At 65.2% G+C, this 17,770-nt stretch carries 15 protein-coding genes and 1 tRNA gene; 7 read left to right on the forward strand and 9 right to left on the reverse strand.

The genetic code is table 11. From position 1 onward, the window contains the following. Positions 1 to 11: 11 nt before the first annotated feature. From QW861_RS04195 to QW861_RS04205, 3 genes are all read right to left on the reverse strand, one after another. Positions 12 to 731 carry an HAD-IA family hydrolase gene (locus QW861_RS04195; protein ID WP_315714617.1) on the reverse strand — a complete coding sequence of 240 codons (720 nt, stop codon included), beginning with the start codon at positions 729 to 731 and terminating at the stop codon, positions 12 to 14. 156 nt (positions 732 to 887) lie between these two features. After that, entirely contained in the window at positions 888 to 2,264 is a 1,377-nt protein-coding gene (locus QW861_RS04200) for an aspartate aminotransferase family protein (protein WP_315749522.1), read from the reverse strand. A 13-nt stretch (positions 2,265 to 2,277) separates the two neighbouring features. After that, complete coding sequence (locus QW861_RS04205) at positions 2,278 to 3,120, reverse strand: GNAT family N-acetyltransferase (protein WP_315749520.1); 843 nt, start codon at positions 3,118 to 3,120, stop codon at positions 2,278 to 2,280. Positions 3,121 to 3,289: 169 nt separating this feature from the next. Between QW861_RS04205 and QW861_RS04210 the strand changes: the two genes are divergently transcribed. Both QW861_RS04210 and QW861_RS04215 read left to right on the forward strand, forming a co-directional pair. Then, positions 3,290 to 3,958, forward strand: coding sequence for a haloacid dehalogenase type II (locus QW861_RS04210; RefSeq protein ID WP_315749518.1), 669 nt, complete (start codon positions 3,290 to 3,292; stop codon positions 3,956 to 3,958). A 14-nt stretch (positions 3,959 to 3,972) separates the two neighbouring features. Then, the gene (locus QW861_RS04215; protein ID WP_315749516.1) at positions 3,973 to 5,247 is read left to right on the forward strand and encodes an FAD-binding oxidoreductase; all 1,275 of its coding nucleotides are present in this window, start codon (positions 3,973 to 3,975) and stop codon (positions 5,245 to 5,247) included. Positions 5,248 to 5,268: 21 nt separating this feature from the next. Here QW861_RS04215 and QW861_RS04220 read toward each other — a convergent pair whose 3' ends face one another. Continuing rightward, entirely contained in the window at positions 5,269 to 6,192 is a 924-nt protein-coding gene (locus QW861_RS04220) for a glyoxylate/hydroxypyruvate reductase A (RefSeq protein ID WP_315749515.1), read from the reverse strand. 215 nt (positions 6,193 to 6,407) lie between these two features. Here QW861_RS04220 and QW861_RS04225 point away from each other — a divergent pair, with 215 nt between their 5' ends. After that, positions 6,408 to 7,304: a GNAT family N-acetyltransferase gene (locus QW861_RS04225; RefSeq protein WP_315749513.1), complete on the forward strand. Its 897-nt coding sequence runs from the start codon at positions 6,408 to 6,410 to the stop codon at positions 7,302 to 7,304. 130 nt (positions 7,305 to 7,434) lie between these two features. Further along, positions 7,435 to 7,872, forward strand: coding sequence for a DeoR/GlpR family DNA-binding transcription regulator (locus QW861_RS04230; protein ID WP_315750028.1), 438 nt, complete (start codon positions 7,435 to 7,437; stop codon positions 7,870 to 7,872). A gap of 203 nt (positions 7,873 to 8,075) precedes the next feature. On the opposite strand, the gene QW861_RS04235 is transcribed toward QW861_RS04230, so the two are convergent. Beyond that, entirely contained in the window at positions 8,076 to 8,342 is a 267-nt protein-coding gene (locus QW861_RS04235; RefSeq protein ID WP_315749512.1) for a hypothetical protein, read from the reverse strand. Between the two features lie 1,241 nt (positions 8,343 to 9,583). Here QW861_RS04235 and QW861_RS04240 point away from each other — a divergent pair. Further along, entirely contained in the window at positions 9,584 to 10,714 is a 1,131-nt protein-coding gene (locus QW861_RS04240; RefSeq protein WP_316192742.1) for a hypothetical protein, read from the forward strand. A gap of 57 nt (positions 10,715 to 10,771) precedes the next feature. On the opposite strand, the gene QW861_RS04245 is transcribed toward QW861_RS04240, so the two are convergent. From QW861_RS04245 to QW861_RS04255, 3 genes are all read right to left on the reverse strand, one after another. After that, positions 10,772 to 10,845 (reverse strand) — tRNA-Gly (locus QW861_RS04245). 425 nt (positions 10,846 to 11,270) lie between these two features. After that, positions 11,271 to 11,879, reverse strand: coding sequence for a TMEM175 family protein (locus QW861_RS04250; RefSeq protein WP_315714627.1), 609 nt, complete (start codon positions 11,877 to 11,879; stop codon positions 11,271 to 11,273). Between the two features lie 158 nt (positions 11,880 to 12,037). Beyond that, positions 12,038 to 12,829, reverse strand: a complete 792-nt coding sequence (locus QW861_RS04255) for a hypothetical protein (RefSeq protein WP_315749510.1) — start codon at positions 12,827 to 12,829, stop codon at positions 12,038 to 12,040. A gap of 372 nt (positions 12,830 to 13,201) precedes the next feature. On the opposite strand from QW861_RS04255, the gene QW861_RS04260 reads away from it, so the two are divergent. Next, positions 13,202 to 15,091, forward strand: coding sequence for an acyltransferase family protein (locus tag QW861_RS04260; protein ID WP_315749508.1), 1,890 nt, complete (start codon positions 13,202 to 13,204; stop codon positions 15,089 to 15,091). Positions 15,092 to 15,097: 6 nt separating this feature from the next. Here QW861_RS04260 and QW861_RS04265 read toward each other — a convergent pair whose 3' ends face one another. Next, positions 15,098 to 16,996: an acyltransferase family protein gene (locus tag QW861_RS04265; RefSeq protein ID WP_316173008.1), complete on the reverse strand. Its 1,899-nt coding sequence runs from the start codon at positions 16,994 to 16,996 to the stop codon at positions 15,098 to 15,100. A 234-nt stretch (positions 16,997 to 17,230) separates the two neighbouring features. On the opposite strand from QW861_RS04265, the gene QW861_RS04270 reads away from it, so the two are divergent. Then, a complete protein-coding gene (locus QW861_RS04270) occupies positions 17,231 to 17,701 on the forward strand; it encodes a hypothetical protein (RefSeq protein WP_315714971.1) in 471 nt (156 codons plus the stop codon). Positions 17,702 to 17,770 lie beyond the last annotated feature (69 nt).

Consider the following 17,770-nt stretch of genomic DNA (forward strand, 5'->3'; position numbering starts at 1 on the left):
TCAGTCGCACATCATTTGGCAGGCACCTGGTCCACCGCGTCGGCCAGCTCGGCCATCGAATGGAAGTGGAAATCCGGCTTGGTGAAGGACGCCGGCGCGATGGTGCCGCCATAGCCCTGCTTGTCGTGGCGCCGCTCGATCCAGCAATTGATGACGCCGAGCTGCCGGGAGATGCCGATGTCGTGATACTGGCTCTGCGCCACATGCAGGATCTGTGACGTCGAGCCGCCGTCACGTTCGATGAAATCGAACACCTGAGTGAAGAAGGCGGGATCCGGCTTCTCCGTCCCGGTGTCGTCGACCGTGAAGCTCGCGTAGAACGGCGAGCCCAGCTCGCGCTCGAAATGATCCAGTGCCCAGCGCCGCGCATTGGTCATCGCGATCAGCTTGTAGCGCCGGGCGAGACGCGCCATGGCGGCGGCGCTGTCCGGGAAGGCCTTCCAGCGTGCGGCGGAGTCGCGGAAGCGCTCGCCGAGCGCGGTCTGCCTGGGCAGATCGAGTTGTGGTGCGATGATGTCATAGACCCGGACGAGATCATCCGGAAAGCGGTCGGCGTCCGCCGCGTAGCGTGCCGCGCGGTACAGGCTCAGCGCCTGCTCACCGTCGATTGCCTTGTTTGCTTCCGCCGCGATCTCGCCGAGGCTCGAGACGATCCCGCTTTCGAAGTCGATCAGCGTGCCGACCACGTCGAAGGTCAGGTACCTGAATTGAGCAAGATCGAGCTTGGTCATTCTGTGAGGCCCTTCCGCGTCATCGGTCCTAGTGTGAAGCCGGGTTCCGGCGAAAACTTCCGAATTGCGAGGACCCGACGGCAGAAAATTGCGAATAGGAGGAGCCGCCGACATATCGGCCCTGCTGCACACGCACCGATATGCCCGTGCCCACCTTCACGCCATGGCCTCGCGGACGTCCGGATCGGCCAGGGTCTGATCCAGCGTCCGTGCGGTGCGTTCGAGGATGGCATCGATGTCCGCGTCGCTGCAGCACAGCGGCGGCGCGTAGCCGAGCACCCCTGTCGGGAAGGCACGGATGACGAGGCCGTTGGCCCAGGCGCGATCGAAGATGCGGCGCGACGGCTCGGCGCTCGCCGGCAGCGGCGTCTTCTTCTCCTTGTCGGTCACGAGCTCGATGGCCGCCAGCAGGCCACGGCCGCGCACCTCGCCCACCAACGGATGGTCCTGCAGCGCGCGCAGGCCCGCCATCAGCCGCGCACCCGCCCGCCGGCCATTCTCCAGCAAGCCATTCTCATAGAGATCAAGCACGGCAAGGCCGACCGCCGCGCTCACCGGATGCGCCGAATAGGTATAGCCGTGCCCAACGGCCGAAGAACCTGCGCCATCGGCAATAACGCCATAGACATGATCGGACATCAGCACCGCGCCCATTGGGACGTAGCCGGAGGTCAGACCCTTCGCGACGGTCATGAAGTCCGGGACGATGTCGTCATCTGTGCAGGCGAACAGCGGTCCGGTACGACCGAAGCCGGTGATCACCTCGTCGGCGACGAACAGGATGCCGTGCCGCCGGCAGCGCTCGCGCATCGCCTTCATCCAGCCGTCCGGCGGCACCAGCACGCCGCCCGAGCCCTGGATCGGCTCGGCATAGAACGCGGCCACCCGTTCGGGACCGCCGACCTCGGCAATCTTGGCTTCGAGGGCCGCGAGCGAGGCCACGATGACGGCGTCGGGATCGCTGCCAACGGGGTTGCGGTACGAATAGTGCGACGGGATCTTGTGCTGCCAGTTCAGTGGCACGCCGAAATTGGCGTGGAAGGCCGGCAGCGCCGTGAGTCCTGCACCGACCGTCGACGAGCCGTGATAGCCCTGCTGCAGCGTGATGAACTGATCGCGCTGCGGCTGCCCCCTCGCGTGCCAATAGTAATGGATGAAGCGGACCGTGCTGTCGACGGCGTCCGAGCCGCCAAGCGTGAAATAGACGTGGTTGAGATCACCCGGCGCGCGCTCGGCGAGCGCGGCCGCGAGCCGGATGGCCGGCTCCGAGGCGAGGCTAAAATAGCCGGTGGCATAAGGCAGCTCGCGCATCTGCCTCGCCGCCGCCTCGACGATGCTCTCATGGCCATAGCCGGCATTGACGCACCACAGCCCGGCGAAGCCGTCGACCAGTTGATGGCCCGAGGCATCGGTCACGATCGCACCCTTGGCGGATTTCAGGACCCGCGCGCCGGCGGCCTCGTGTCCGCGATAGGACGCGACCGGATGCACCAGATGGGCGCGATCGAGTTCGATGAGCGAGTTGCTGAGCATGATGATCTCCGGTTCAGCCGAACGCCTGGCTGGCCAAGGCAAATGATGTCGGGGCGCGCCGCCTCGTGTGACCAGCGGCCGGCCCATGCATGACGATGCCGCCGCCGACATGATCGAGGCCCAAGCTGCCCAGCCATGGTGCGAGTCCCGTCTCGCTGCCGGTGTCGACGCGGATGAACTTGCCCTGTCGCCCAGCGAGGAAATGCGCGACGAGCGACTTGGCGTCCTCGCTACTGAAAGCGACCACGGGGCCAATCACGAGACCGCGGCCGAAGTGACGCAGCGCGGCGAACCCCGCCGCACGGCCCTGGCGCTCCAACACCGCGAACTCTCCGATGGATGCGATATGGGCTATCAGGTCGCGGCGATCCGCGCCAAAGGCCGCGATGTCGAGTGCCGTGATGACGGCGATGTCGTCGGGCGTGGCCGCACGCACGGCGTCGGGCTGTGCGACAGCTTCCGCGAGATGTCCCTGATGCTGCACGATCTCACCGCTGCGGCGGAAGCCGAGCTTCTCATAGAGCTGCAGTCCATCTTCTGTCGCGACGAGCTGCAACCGCCGCTCACCGGCGAGCGCCATCGCCTGCTGCATCAGGCACCGTCCGAGCCCCTTCCCCCGCTCCGCCTCGTCGACAATGACCATGTTGATGGTCCCGGCATCCTGGCCATACGGCGTCATCAGCACGGTGCCGATCACGCGACCGTCCGCCGCGACCGCCACGCAGCCCTTGCTCAGCGCAAGCGCCATCTGCCAGTCCTCGCGACGATGCGGCCAGCGGACCTGCTGCGACAGCCGCGTCGCTGCATCCAGGTGCTCCCCGCTGAAAGCTCTGAAGCTCGCGGCGTCGGACGTCATGTCATGCACTCCCATCTGCACCGGAGTCTGGGCGAGCGGCCCCCGGCAGATCGTCTGAAGGCGATGATGCCGACAACATCTTCCGCCGCCGAACCGGGGCAAAGCCGCATCTTATGCTGGCGGGGCGGCCTATCATCGGACGTCGAGACCACGACCGGCATGAGGATCCATGAGCCGCTTTCGCCCGAAATACGTGACCTTCGACTGCCACGGCACGCTGATCAATTTCGAGATGGCCGAGGCCGCACGCGATCTCTACAGCGCACAGCTCTCCGAGTCGGCGATGACGGAGTTCGTGAAGGTCTTCTCGGCCTACCGCCTCGATGAAGTCCTCGGCGCGTGGAAGCCCTATGCCGAGGTCGTCAGCAACGCCCTGGCGCGCAGCTGCCGCAAGATCGGCATCCCCTTCAAGCCCGAGGATGCCGAGATGGTGTATCAGCGCGTGCCGACCTGGGGTCCACATCCGGACGTACCGGCGGGTCTCGCCAAGGTGGCCAAGGAGATCCCGCTGGTCATCCTCTCCAACGCCATGAACGTGCAGATCCCCTCGAACGTCGTCAGGCTCGGCGCGCCGTTCCATGCCGTGTTCACGGCGGAACAGGCGCAGGCCTACAAACCGCGGATGCGCGCCTTCGAATACATGTTCGACATGCTCGGCTGCGGCCCCGAGGACATCACGCACTGCTCCTCCTCATTCCGCTACGACCTGATGACCGCGCACGATCTCGGCATCACCAACAAGGTCTGGGTCAACCGCGGCCACGAGCCGGCCAATCCCTATTACGGCTACACCGAGATCAAGACCATTTCCGAGCTGCCCGGCGTGTTCGGCCTGTAAGCAGAGTGCCCGCGATGAAATATGTCTCCTACTGGCGCGACACGGCGACCGCATTTTCCGGCGGCCATAGCGGGCCCGTGGAGGGGCATTACGACGTCGCGGTGATCGGCGGCGGCTTCACCGGGCTCGGCGCGGCACTGCAGCTCGCCAAGGCCGGGGCCAAGGTGATCGTGCTCGAAGCCGATCAGGTCGGCTCGGGCGCGTCGGGACGCAATGGCGGGCATCTCAACAACGGGCTGGCGCACAGCTATCCGGCCGCGAAGGCCGAGCTCGGCACCCTGCGCGCGATCGCGCTCTACAAAGCGTTCGACGAGTCGATCGACACGCTCGAGCGCCTGATCGCGGAAGAAAACATCGCTTGCGGTTTCCGCCGCTCCGGCAAGCTCAAGCTGGCATCCAAGCCTGGCCATTTCGCGGGGATCGCGACGAACTTCGAGGCGATCCACCGCGAGGTCGATCCCGACACGGCGCTGCTCTCGCCGGCCGAGCTGAAATCCGAGATCGGCTCGCCCTTTCACGGCGGCATGCTGTTCAAGAAGAGCGCGATGATGCACATGGGCTGCTTCGCCGCGGGCCTCGCCTCTGCCGCGAGTCGCCGCGGCGCCGTCATTGTCGAGCAAGCCGCCGTCACTGAACGGGTGCAGGACACCAAGCACTTTCGCCTCACCACGGCCAAGGGGACGGTGAGCGCCGAGCAGGTGCTGCTCGCCACCGGCGCCACCACGCCGGCGAGCTTCAGCTATTTCCGCCGCCGCATCATTGCCGTCGGCAGCTTCATCATCGCGACGCGGCCGCTGACGGAGGCCGAGGCGGCCTCGGTGCTGCCGGGCCACCGCACCTACGTCACCTCCATGAACATCGGCAACTACTTCCGCCTGTCGCCGGACAATCGCCTGATCTTCGGCGGCCGCGCGCGCTTCTCGGCGACATCGGATCAGCAGTCCGATGCGAGGAGCGGCGCGATCCTGCGCGCGGCGATGGAGCGGATGTTCCCGCAGCTTGCCGGCATCGACATCGACTATTGCTGGGGCGGCCTCGTCGACATGACCGCCGACCGTTATCCGCGCGCCGGTCGCCAGGGCGGGCTGTGGTACGCGATGGGCTATTCGGGTCACGGCGCGCAGCTCTCGACCCATCTCGGCATGATCATGGCCGATGCGATGCTCGGCCGGCCCGACCGCAATCCGATGAAGGACGCCGGCTGGCCGGTCGTGCCAGGCCATTACGGCAAGCCCTGGTTCCTGCCGTTCGTCGGCGCGTATTACAAGACCCTGGACTGGATCCGCTGAGCCGTGACGGCGCGACCGCGATCAGTAGCCGCGGCTGCGGTCGACGAGGCCGACCGGATCGAGCCCGGCGCGGTGTCGCTTGATGTTCGCGGCGACCGCGAGCGCCGCTGCTTCCGGCTGCGTGACGCTGGCGACATGCGGCGTGATCAGGACGCGCGGATGCCGCCACAACGGGTGATCCGTCGGCAGCGGCTCGGGATCGGTCACATCAAGCACGGCGTCCGCGAGATGCCCGGAGTCAAGTGCTCCGAGCAACGCCGCCTGGTCGAGCTGCGCGCCGCGGCCGGTCTGCACCAGCGAAGCGCCTCGCGGGAGCTTGGCGAGCAGTTCGGCATTGAGCAGGCCGCGCGTCTCCTCCGTCAGCGGCAGCAGGCAGACCAAGATGTCTGTCACCGCGAGCAGCGCATCGAGGCCGTCGGCGCCATGGTACGTAGTCACGCCGTCGATCGCGTGCCGGCTGCGGCTCCAGCCCGAGAGCGGAAAGCCGAACGGCTTGAGCCGCTCCAGCACCGCGCGGCCGAGCAGCCCGAGGCCGAGCACGCCGATGCGCCGCACATGTGCCTGCGGCTGCGGGATAGCGCGCCAGAGCTGCTGCCGCTGCTGATCGAAATAGACGGTCCAATTCCGGTGCAGCGCCAGCACGGCCAGTGTCACGTATTCCTGCATCATCCTCACGATGCCGTCCTCGACCATGCGGACGATCTTGACGCTCGCCGGCACCGACGCGGCGCTGAACTGATCGATGCCGGCGCCGATCGAGAACAGGATCTCGATATTGCGATAGGCGCCGAGGTCCGGCGGCACCAGCCAGGTGATCATGTAGCGGACTTCATCGGCATCGACCTGCGCCGGATCGATTTCGAACGGAAGATCCGGAATCTCACGCGCAAGCACCTCGCGAAAGATCGCGCCGCGCGTGCCATCGGAGTTGAACAGGAAGGTCATGCGGTCATCCCAGCGGCCGATCTGGCTCGTCGCGCCTCCGATCATGGCGGTCGCGGCCTGCGTTACGTGCCGAATACAGGGCAGGATTGAGAAGAATGTTGCGAAGTTCGCCCGCAGGCGCCTCAATATGCGGAGGTGACGACAGCATGGTCGCTCTCGACCTCATCGAGGCTGGGTGACGCGTGGCGGGCGGAACGAAGACAGGGACAGCGTGCATGGACAATCCGGACGTCGAATCGCGAATCGTCGACGTGTTCGAGATGCGCCTCGCCGACATCGACAGCGTCGACCTCGCGCAGTTGCTCGCCTTGTCGATCGCCGTCCAATGGCCCCATCGGGAGGAGGATTGGCAATTCATGCGCAGCATCGGCCGCGGCGTCGTCGCGCTCGATGAGATCGGTCGGGCCCTCGGATCCGCCATGTGGTTTCCCTACAGCGACGGCTTTGCTGCGGTTGGGATGGTCATCACCTCGCCGCGGCTGCAGGCCCTTGGCACCGGGCAATGGCTGATGCATCGGGTGATGGCCGAATGCGGCGGTCGGACGCTGCGCCTCAACGCCACGCGCGCCGCCTATCGCCTCTACCGATCTCTCGATTTCAAGCGTGAGCAGACTCTGTTTCAGTGTCAGGGTGAGGCGATTGCCTCGGACGCGGCGCCGGCCGAAGCGGGAAATATTCGCGTGCTGATGGAGGCAGACCTGCCGGCGCTGATCGAACTCGACGCGGCTGCTTATGGCGTCCGGCGAGCCGGGCTGATGACCGGACTGTTTCACCAGTCGCGCAGCTTTGGGCTGTTTCGCGCGGGGCGGCTGGAGACGTTCGCGATGTGCCGGCGGTTCGGACGCGGACATGTCGCGGGGCCGGTGGTCGCATCCTGCGACAGCGACGCGATCGCCGTGTTGGCGCCGCACGTGGCAGCTCACGAAGGCCAGTTCCTCAGGCTCGACACTCATCGAGCGACAGGAGAGTTCCGCGACTTTCTCGCGCGGTCGGGGCTCGCTCTCTTCGATGCCGTCACCACGATGTCGCTGCGGAACGACGTGAAGGGTGCCTTCCTGCGCGGCAACGACCAGCCGAAGATCTACGGCGTCGTCAGTCAGGCCTTCGGCTAGCCCCTGCGTCCCGGAACAGAGCGCGGACCAAGCCCTCAGTCTCCAACTATCAAAACTGCGGAGCCCTCCCGATCTGTCGCCGGCGGCACCCTTGCTACACTGATCCGTTTCCTCGCTATGATTCGCTACACTGCGTTCGACGATGTCCCTCTCGGTGATCTGCTATTCGATGAACGTGGCGGCGCTGGTGGCGCGACGTCCCGCCACGCAGCTGATGCTGATGGGCGGGCTCTATCATCCCTCGTCGCAATCCTTCTCATCGGAGGAAGGCCTGTCCTATTTGCGCAAGCTCGGCATCAACAAGGCCTTCATCTCGGCGGGCGGCGTACATGCGAATAGGGGCGCGAGCTGCTCGAACTTTCATGAGACGGCGGTCAAGCAGGCGGCCATCGCAACGGCGATCGAAAGCATTCTGGTCGCCGATGCGAGCAAGCTCGACAGCCTGAAGCCGGCCTTCTTCGCCGACCTCCATGCGTTTTCCAGGATCATCATTGGCGGGGCCGTATCGCGTGAGCACCGCAAGCCGTTCAAGCATCTCCCGGTCGAGTATGTAACCAGGACCGACTGAGGAAGCCGCTTCGCGCCCTGCAAATTGGCGCGCTTCTGAGGTCGCCGCGACCGAGACGCGTGGGGCGGGGCGGGGTTCGCGGTGTAGCGGCACGCCATCGCCATGCGCAACTGAGATACACGGTCAATGACGGCCCCGTCGCCATGCATCCGGCGCAAACGCTTTCCGCCAGGCGCTGCGGGCTGCTTAAGGGGAACGACTGCTCAAGCGGTCGCGAGGCGCGCCTTACCAACTCGCAAATTTGAAAAGACGCCTCCAAAGAACTGCTGGTTATTGGGAAGCATTTCCACGGTGCAGAAAATCAGTGCCATAAAATTGCGCCCGAGATCGCCGACACGAGGATCGGGTTGACGGTCTTCTGAGTTTTGCGCGGCGTCTACGTCGATATCGATCGCGGACTTTACAGTTTCAAGCATAACTCCGACTTTTAACTTCGGCGGATGGCTCGTCGTGACTTCCGGAATACTCATGGTGGACAAAAGCCGACCATCCACGTTTTGGATGGGCTGTTTGCCGGCGATGCTTGGCCATAAAACACCAGCGCGCGCAAATATTACATCATGGTACGGCTACCCGGACTGCAATCTCGGATCGGGCTGAAGGAACGCAGAAAATCGCTCGAGAAGGACGGTGTCCGAGCTCAATTGAGGCCGACCGAACCCAATTGGGTACGGCTATCGAGCGAATTTGCTGGTACGCCTGAGCCGCTCGGCTCTTCATCGAAGCGGCGTGTAAGGCAAGCGGCTTGCCGTTGCCCTTCCCCCTATCGAACCGCCTTGCCTTAAAGGGCGATGCCTCCGAACGCGGCCGCACCAGTTTTCGCACCAGAAACGAACTGAACAAACCGCGACAGGCGCTATCAACATTGAGCAAAAATGCTGCAAAATCAATAAACCTATTCAATCTCCTCCCGCTCATAATGGTCTGGTTGCAGGTTCGACCTTTGGTGAACAAGCAACAATAAATTCGGCAGCCAAACGGCACCGCCCCGCGGGGCTCTTGCTGAAGGTTCTGCAAATTCGGCAGGGTGAAAATCGACAAGATTGCCGAATGCGAAAAATGTCGGTGATCCTTCCTTTTTGCTTGCCGCAGCATCCAATTGTACGATGTGCCTTCGACGACTATTTTGCTTAGGCATCGCAAATTGCAGTATTTCCAGATGAACAAGTCCTCCGACCTGCTTTGATTGGCGGGTACGCGAAGACCACAGACTGAAGCCCGCAAATTGTCCTTGTAGATGAGTCCAGAAGAAGCGAATCTACAGGTGGCGCGCGTGGTCGAAGGTTGGGTCGATAGCCAGAATTAAAGAAGCCATTTGGAAGAAGCGCAGGAGAGAGCGGCGATCTGACGCTCGATTCTGAATCGGTCTCCAGAATGAGCTTCGACTGAAGGTTGACTGTGCATATGTCCAGAAAGGCGCCGAAGCGAACCCCGAAGCGAGCGTGTGCAAGTACGTAGCAAAATATGGACTTGCTGCCCATCTGTTCTACCATTCTGATGGCAGCGTTGCCGCCGTTAAGCTGAGCAGGCCGGAATTGAAGGCCGCTCAAAACCCCGACGAACAGGCGTCTGAGGATATTAGAAAACTGCTATGAAGCCGCCGCGCAGTGCCCTACCCCTACCTCGCTATGTTGAACGTAAGCCGCGCAAAAGTGGCGGCTGAGGCTACTTCTTCCACGTGCCGTCGTGGGCCAAGAAGGCAGGTTGCACTGTGCATAGCGAACGGCTCGGCACCGACTATAAAGCGGCGATTTTGCGCGCCGAAGCAGTGCTCTTGCCCGACTTCGACGCGTGGCGGACCGGCGGCAAGGCCTTGGCAGCGTCGCCTCCCCATGCGGTCGGAACGCTCGATTGGATGTTTGCCGAATACCGCTCTGATCGCCGCTACGCCAAGCTCGATCCTAAGTCCAAGCGAAATCACGAGGTCGGATTCAAGCTTGTCGGCGGCTACGTCCTGAAAGATGGCAAGCGACTGGGCGAGAAGCGCCTCACCGCAATCGATACGGCACTGACCGACGACCTCTATGAAAAGTTGATCCTCAAGATCACCGACGCTGTGGGAAACGTGAACGAACGCGAGCGTCGCACTACGGTCAACCACGCGATGAAGTCATGCCGCCGCGCGTGGAACGTGGTCGCGCGCCGGCACCCGGGCAGGCTGCCATTGGTCAATCCATTCTCGCAGATGGGACTTCGGTCATCCAATCGTGAGACGCCGACTGCGGCGTACGAGGAGCTGGTCGCCTTCCGTACAAAGGCCGTCGAGCTTGGGCTTCCGTCGCTGGCGACCGCTGCCCTGATCGGCTGGGAATGGCTCCAGCGCGAGACAGACATCTTTGCGACTTTCGACGTGTCGCATTATCGCCCGAAAGGGCGCCCGAATATGGTCCGCATCATCGATGAGAAGACTAGGCAGAAGGGCTGGATACCGCTGTTCGACGATGCAGGTGCACCGGTTTATCCCGAGTTGATGGCGGAGCTCGACGCCATCAAACGCGACCGCATCGGCGGCCTAATGCTGCGCCGGGATCGGGGCGAGCGCGGACCATGGCCGACATGGCCGAAGCCGGATCAGCCGGATTTCACGCACGTGAGCCGCAAGGTCAAAGAAGTCATCCGTGCTGCTGGCCTTCGCGATGATTTGTCGTTCACATCGTTCCGGCATGGCGGCTTTACTGAAGGTGGCGACGCCGAACTGACTGACCGCGAGATGCTGGCACAGGGCCGGCACACGACGGTGAAGGTGCTGCCAAAGTACACCAAGCGCACGACGCGGCAGATCGTCAACGGCGCCAAAAAGCGGCGGGCAGCTCGAACAAAGGAAGGACATTTGTCCGAATGAGCATCAGCCTGCTTGTCCGAATGGAAAGCTGACGGCGCGACAAGTGCCTGAAATCGTTGGAGCGGGTGAAGGGAATCGAACCCTCGTATTCAGCTTGGAAGGCTGCTGCTCTACCATTGAGCTACACCCGCATTGGGCGTTCCCTAACATGGTCCGCGGCGGGTCTCAACCTCTTCGGGGCGAGGTTTCGAAGCGGATGGGTGCCGGATCCGGCCTGACGGAACGGCCCGAAGCGATCGCAGCGCGCGACATCGAGACTGCGGCGCGGCACGCCCGCAGCGGCCCGGTTCCGTAATCGGCCCCCCTACCCTCGCCGCCCGGACCGTCCTATATTGGCGTTACCATCAACAACGAAAGGAGGTGATCCAGTGTCTTTCACCAAGCGCTGTCACCTCGCTGGGATCGCCCGCTGAGCGGCTCTTCATGAGCGACGTTTGAGGGCGTGATTCGTCAGCGGATTGCGCCATCGCGGCTCGGCAACGGGGCGGTCTCGGCCCTGGACCAGCGAGTTCAAGAACGGAAGCGCGGCGGGTCTCACGGCCCGCCGCGTCTTTTTTTATGGCAACTCCGCCTGCTCGCCGGCCGACGGCGCCGGGCTGCGGACGAACCGCCGCGCCAGGAAGCCGCCGAAGCCGAGCATCCAGAAATACTGCACATACTCCGGTGCAAGCGCTGCGATCACGATGCCCGGCACGAACACGATGACGGGAAAGATCGCGCCGGCGATCTCGGCATGGCGGCCGCTTGGAAGCGCGAGCCACCACAGCGCGGCGTTCAGCGACGCAATGATCGTCAGATGCAGGCCATAGAGGACGGCCACCGCGCTGCTCAGCCGGTAGCCGCCGTAGAGCCCATTGGTGACCGGCAGCAGCACGATCGACAACAGGAAGAACAGATTCAGGATGACCACGGGCCGGCCCGCGAACGGCTGCCGGGCCAGCCGCCGGTGGTGGCTGATCCAGAACACGCCGGCGATGATGAAGCTGAGGACCAGCCCGGCAAGCCGCCCGGAATAGGTATGCACCAGGTCGATCCAACCCGGCATATGCGCGAAATTGGGCTTCGGCAGGTCGTAGGCGAGAAGCGTCATCGCAACACCGAAGATGGTGTTGGAGAGCGATTCCAGCCGGCGCATCTCGAACAGGTCGGACTGAGGCTCTGCCATGTCGAATCGGAAGCAACCGCGGCGAGGAACAGAGATGAGGACTCACCTTCTATAGCAGCTCCGGCGCCGCGCCGCCCGACTTCGCTGCCGCCCTTGGGCGGCAGGCTGTCACGTCACTCGCCACCCTCCAGACTAAACCGGCCCTCGAGCGTCAGCCCTCACCGGCAGGCATAGATGTGGCCATCGAAGCCGCGATAGCTGTGCGTCGCCGGATTATAGCTGCGGAATTGGACGCAGGCCGGCAGTCCCGCGGTGCGCAGTCGCGGCCTGCCCTCCGCCTGCAGCCGGGCCGAGGCCGTGGTTGCGGTGGCGGGCCTCGCGATCACGATCATCGGCCGGCTGGCGACCATGCGCGATGTCCTCCCGGCATCCTTGACCGCTGCATCCCTGGCGGCGACCACAACGGCCTGCGCCTGGGCCGCCTTGCCGGACGACGGCTTGCCCGATGAGGCGCCGGCTGGCGATGGCGTCGTCCCAGGCGGATTGGCCGCGGCCGTCTTGGCAGAGGACGGCTTGGCAGAGGGCGGCTTGTTCGCTGGCGCCAGCGCCGATGGCGATTTCACGGACGGCTTGGTCAGGGAGGGCTTGCCGGCGACTGGCTCTGCTACGGCGACCTTCTGAGCCGCATCCTGCGTGTCCGCAACTGCGGCCTGCTTCGGCTCAGCCGACGCGGCGGGTGTCGTCGCAACCGCCTCCGCAGCCGCGGCAGGCTTGACCTCGGGACCGGCCGAAATGTCGGCGCTGGCCGCCTGGCTCGGAACGGACGGCGCGGGATTGACCGACGCGGTCTTGTCGTCGGCTGGGGTCTTGTCCTCGGCGACCGGCGCCCCGGCCGGCTTCTTGATCAGCTTCTTGCATTCCAGCGGGAACACCAGCTCGCCCGATGCCGTCAACCCGATCGGCTCGCATCCGCCGAACGGCCCGCTCTCCTTGCCCTGATCCTTGGCCACCTCGCCTGCGGATGGTGAGGAGCCGCCCGGCTCGGCGCTTCGCGCAAGCGAAACGCCAGCCGCAACCTGAAATAGAACAACGCCGCATAACAATCCGGCCCGGCCGGCCTTCCGCCCCAATGTACGCATGACACGCTCGCTCGACGCATGAACTCCGACAAGGCCATCACGCCATTGAGGCAAGTCTGTGAAGGCAAGCCGCGGATTCCCGCTGCGGTGTCAATTCGATGGCATTGTGTCCTGTCTGCACGACCAACGGTGCCGCAGGAATCCCTCAATGCGGTTGCAATCGGAGCCTACCAGGGTCGCCTGCGTGCAGTGACCGTCGGGGATTGACGGCCGCCGCCAGATGCGAGCGTCCGGACAGCCCCCTTGAGCGCAACCGACTATCGTCCCGACATCGACTGCCTGCGCGGCTTCGCAGTGATCTCGGTGATCGCGTTCCACTACGACATCTCGCCGTTTCGCAGCGGCTATGTCGGCGTCGACATGTTCTTCGTCATCTCGGGCTTCCTGATCACGCGGATCATTCATGCGGAGGTGCGGAGCGGAACATTCTCGTTCGCCGCTTTCTACCGGCGCCGTGCCCGGCGCATCCTGCCCGCCGCCTTCGCGATGCTGTGCGTGACCCTGCTCGGCGCCAGCGTGATCCTGTTGCCGCGGGATGCGGTGTCCGTGGCGCAGCAGGCGCTGGCCGTCCTCGTCTTCTGCTCCAACATCCTGCTGTGGTCGCAGCAGGGCTATTTCGACGCCGCCGCCATCACCAAGCCGCTGCTGCACACCTGGTCGCTCGGGGTGGAGGAGCAGTATTATCTGCTGTTTCCGACGCTGGCGCTCGCCGCCTTCGCGCTGCGGCGGTCGCTGATGCTTGCGAGCTTCGCCACGGTCTGCGCGACCTCGTTCCTGCTCTGCGTGATCCAGACCGGGCTGCAGCCCGCCGCCGCGTTCTTTCTGTTGCCGGCCCGGGTCTGGGAGCTCGCGCTCGGCGCGCTGCTGGCCGTGGAAGCCCTGCCGGCGCCGCAAAGCCAATGGCTCAGGATCACGGCGGCCGCACTGGGCTGGATCGCGCTCGGCGCCGCCGTCAACCTGTTCTCGCCGCACACGCCCTATCCCGGCACGGCCGCGCTGCTGCCGTGCCTCGGCGCCGCCGCCGTGATCTGGGCCAATCCGCCCCCGAGCAAGGCCGTGCTGACCGCGGTCAAACCGATGATCACAATCGGGCTGTGGTCCTACTCGCTCTATCTCTGGCACTGGCCCGTCGTCTCGCTGGCGACGGCGGTCTGGGGTCCGCCGAGCTCGATCGCGGACAAGTTGGCGCTGCTCGGAGCCTGCACCGTGCTGGCGCTGACGAGCTTCCATCTGATCGAGCAGCCGGCGAGGCGTGCGCAGTCGCCGATCGCCGCGCGCGCGCTGGTCGCGAGCGCATCGGTCGTGCTGCTGGCCTCGCTCTCGATCATCGGACTTGCCGGCTTTCCCGCCCGCTTCTCGCCGCAGGAGCGGGCGCTGGCGGAATTCATCAGCTACGATCATAAGTCCGCCTACGAGAGCGGCACCTGCTTCCTCGATCCGGGCCAGACGTTCGCGGCGTTGCAGCCGTCATGCCTTGCCAAAGGGCAGCGCCCGCGCATCCTGGTGTGGGGCGACAGCCACGCCGCTCACCTCACCCATGGCCTGACGCGAGCCCTGCCCCAGGCCTCGCTGCTGCGCGCCAGCCTTGCGCAATGCGTCCCTCACGCCGAAGCGGGCCAGTCCGCCGCCTGCATGGATTTCAACCGCCGGCTGCCTCGGCTGGTGCGCGAGCTCACGCCCGACATCGTCGTGCTGTCGGGCAATTGGACACGCACCGCGATGACGCCGGCCGCACAGGCCAGCCTGCTCGCCACGATCAACGCGATTGCGGACACCGGCAGCAAGGTGGTGGTGGTCGGGCCGAGCCCGCAATTCGATCGTCCGCTGCCGCATTTGCTCATCGCGGCGAAGCGCTTTGGCGTCGGGACCGACGGGCACATGCTGGATCTGCTCGGCGAGGTCGACGACTTCATGCGCACGCTGCTGGCGAACGTGGCGCAGACCGAATACGTGTCGCCGCTCGCGCTGCTGTGTCCGGCGGGAGATTGCGTGCTCCAGACCTCCGACGGCGCGCCGCTCGCCTGGGACGATGGTCACCTCACGGCGCAGGGCTCGGAGCTCGCAGGCGCACGGATCGTCGCGGCGTCGCCGGCATTGGCCGCAGCCGCAAGCGCCGGAGCCGACAGCGAATAGCGCCACCTAATCGTCCGACAAGAAACTCGCGAACACCGGCGCAGCGCGCTCGCCCATCCGCTGGGCCCCTGCCACTGTGAAATGACCGGCATCCTGGAACAACCACACGCCCCCCTCCACGACCGGGCAATCCCGGTCGCAATAGACCTCCGAGGGCCTGAGCAGCGTCACCTTGGCGAGCGGCCTGATCGCCTCCGACAGGACGGCGTCGATGACGCGGTTGGTCGCGATCGCCTCGCTCTTCGGCACGGCATCGCACGGCTTGGCCGGCGCGTGCCAGCGCGGCCCCGGCAGCATGCGCAACTGATCGAAGGCGCAATTCACCGGACGGACCTGGCCGCCGACGACGAGGAAATGCCGGCCGGGCCGGTCGAGCAGACGGATGGTCTCGGCGAGATGACCGGCGACCGCGGCGTTGCGGGCCCGCGCTGCCGGCCCTTCGCCGAGGTCGAGATAATGCTGCCACGCCTGCCCGATCACGACGAAATCGGCCTGCGACTGCCGGATCCGCGGCAGCTCGCTGTCGCGCAGCTCGGCGCAGACCTGGGCGCGAGGTCCCTCGGCGGTGAGCCCCGCGAGGGTGGGACATCCGCTCATGGTGGACACGTGCCCGATCATGCCGCGCGCCTTCAGCGTCGCATCGAGCGCGGCGACATATTGCTGGACATAGGAATCGCCGAGCAGCTCGACGCCGCGCGTGCCCTCGAGATCGCCGAACGCGCACAGACGGCCGACGGTGCGACCGCATTTGTTGAGGCCGAAGCCCTGCAGCTGGAACAGCGCGAGCTGATCGTCGGGCAGCCGCGACACGACGCCATTGGCGCGGAACGTCACATGGGTGAGCGCGGCACCGACGATGAGCACGGTCGCAAAGCTCGCCACCTGCGCGCCCCTCGGCCACGGCAGCCGCCGCAGCGGCCGCTCGACGATGACGAACATCAGCGTGGTCAGCACCGCCATCAGCGCGAGCTGCGCCGCCAGTCCCGCCGCGATCTGCGCCGCATCGCCGAAGATGAAGCGGACGAAGAAGATCACGGGCCAGTGCACGAGATAGAGCGAATAGGACGCAGCGCCGACGGCGCGAACCGGGCGAGCCATCACCAGCGACGTCGGGGCATTGGCCGCGATGATGACGGCTGTGGCGATGCAGGGCAGCAGCGCGGCGACGCCTGCCTGGAATTGATAGCAGCCGATGAGGAGAAGGCTGCCGAACAACAGAACGTCGCCGCAGGCGGCGGCGAGAGAGCGTGCGCGCGGCGACGCTGCCAGCCGGGCCTCGAGCGGAATGGCGAGCGCGCCGAGGGCGAATTCGAACACCCGGAACGGCGTCAGGAAGAACACGGCGTCCGGATCGCGCGATGACCAGAGTGTGGCCGCGGCAAGGGACAACAACCCGATCGCGGCAATGGCACCGAACACATGCCGGCGCGTGCCGAGCCACATCAGCAGCAGCGGCGCCAGCGCGTAGAATTGAACCTCCGCCGACAGCGACCACAGGTGCAGCAGCGGCAACTGATCCGCGCTCGGCGCGAAATAGGCGCTGGCCTCGCGCCAATATTGGATGTTTGCGATCGAGAGCAGGCCGTGTGTCGCCTCCTTGGCGAGCTGGCGCAGGGCTTCCGGCGACAGGAACAGCCAGCCGACCGCGAACGTGGCCGCAATGGTCACAACCAGCGCCGGCAGGATGCGCCGTGCCCGCCGCAGATAGAAGTCCGACAGCGAGAAGCGCCGCGCGGCGACATCGCGCAGGATCTGCCCAGTGATGAGATAGCCGGAGATGACGAAGAAGATGTCGACGCCGGCATAGCCGGCCTCGAAGCCGGTGATCCTCAGATGGAAGAGAATGACGATGACGACAGCGATCGCCCGAAGGGCATCGATGTCAGCCCGATGACTGCGTTCCAATGTCGTCCACTCCGCGCATTCCTCGAGGCGGACGAGTTGCGCAGACACGGATGGCAACAGCGGGAAACAGTCATGACGTCATCGGACCCATCCGATGACACCGCGCGGGCGATGCTATGGCGGACGTGAAGGAAGTTTGCTGAAGTCGGCCGCAAGTTCGGCAATCCGTTGAACGATCAGCTCGAATACGGCAATCTGGCGACGCTGAGGGACAATGCGGGGCTGAGGACGGTGATGAACCTGTTGCGAGGAGAATGGCGGGGAGCGTTCGCGGGAATAGCCGTCGCGGCGCTGCTGGCGGCGGCCACCGCAGCCTCGGCGCAAGCCCAGACGCCTGCTCCCGCGCCCGGTCCCGCTCAGACCACGGTCGAGCGCAACGCCAAGGGCGTCGCCGGCAAGCCGATCCAGGTCGGCATCTATCTCAACGTCCAGCCCGACTGCTCATCCGGGCCCCTTCCCGCCATCCGCCTTGTGTCGCCGCCCGGCAACGGCACCGTCACGATCAAGCGCGGCAAGGTCAGCGCCACCAACTACAAGCAGTGCCTCGCCCTGGAAGTGCCGGGCTTCATCGCCTTCTATCAGTCGAAGGCCGACTTCGCCGGCACCGACACGGTGACGCTCGAGGTCAAGTTCCCGCAGGGCCGCACCGAAGTGCAGCGGATCATGATCAACGTCGGCGTCGGGCCGGCAGGGCAGAAGATCTGAGCCGCAGCGCATCGGCGCGCCGCCGCCTCCAGCCATGAAAAAGGGCCGCCTCATGGGCGGCCCTTTGCT

The sequence above is a fragment of the Bradyrhizobium sp. SZCCHNRI1029 genome, assembly GCF_032487555.1.
Classification (GTDB): Bacteria; Pseudomonadota; Alphaproteobacteria; order Rhizobiales; family Xanthobacteraceae; genus Bradyrhizobium.

Bases quoted from the DNA above. Each gene is read 5' to 3' on its own strand.
- QW861_RS04225 (WP_315749513.1), top strand. From the start codon at position 6,408: ATGGACAATCCGGACGTCGAATCGCGAATCGTCGACGTGTTCGAGATG.
- QW861_RS04195 (WP_315714617.1), bottom strand. From the start codon at position 731: ATGACCAAGCTCGATCTTGCTCAATTCAGGTACCTGACCTTCGACGTG.
- QW861_RS04270 (WP_315714971.1), top strand. From the start codon at position 17,231: ATGAACCTGTTGCGAGGAGAATGGCGGGGAGCGTTCGCGGGAATAGCC.
- QW861_RS04205 (WP_315749520.1), bottom strand. From the start codon at position 3,120: ATGACGTCCGACGCCGCGAGCTTCAGAGCTTTCAGCGGGGAGCACCTG.
- QW861_RS04200 (WP_315749522.1), bottom strand. From the start codon at position 2,264: ATGCTCAGCAACTCGCTCATCGAACTCGATCGCGCCCATCTGGTGCAT.
- QW861_RS04235 (WP_315749512.1), bottom strand. From the start codon at position 8,342: ATGAGTATTCCGGAAGTCACGACGAGCCATCCGCCGAAGTTAAAAGTC.
- QW861_RS04210 (WP_315749518.1), top strand. From the start codon at position 3,290: ATGAGCCGCTTTCGCCCGAAATACGTGACCTTCGACTGCCACGGCACG.
- QW861_RS04215 (WP_315749516.1), top strand. From the start codon at position 3,973: ATGAAATATGTCTCCTACTGGCGCGACACGGCGACCGCATTTTCCGGC.
- QW861_RS04250 (WP_315714627.1), bottom strand. From the start codon at position 11,879: ATGGCAGAGCCTCAGTCCGACCTGTTCGAGATGCGCCGGCTGGAATCG.
- QW861_RS04220 (WP_315749515.1), bottom strand. From the start codon at position 6,192: ATGACCTTCCTGTTCAACTCCGATGGCACGCGCGGCGCGATCTTTCGC.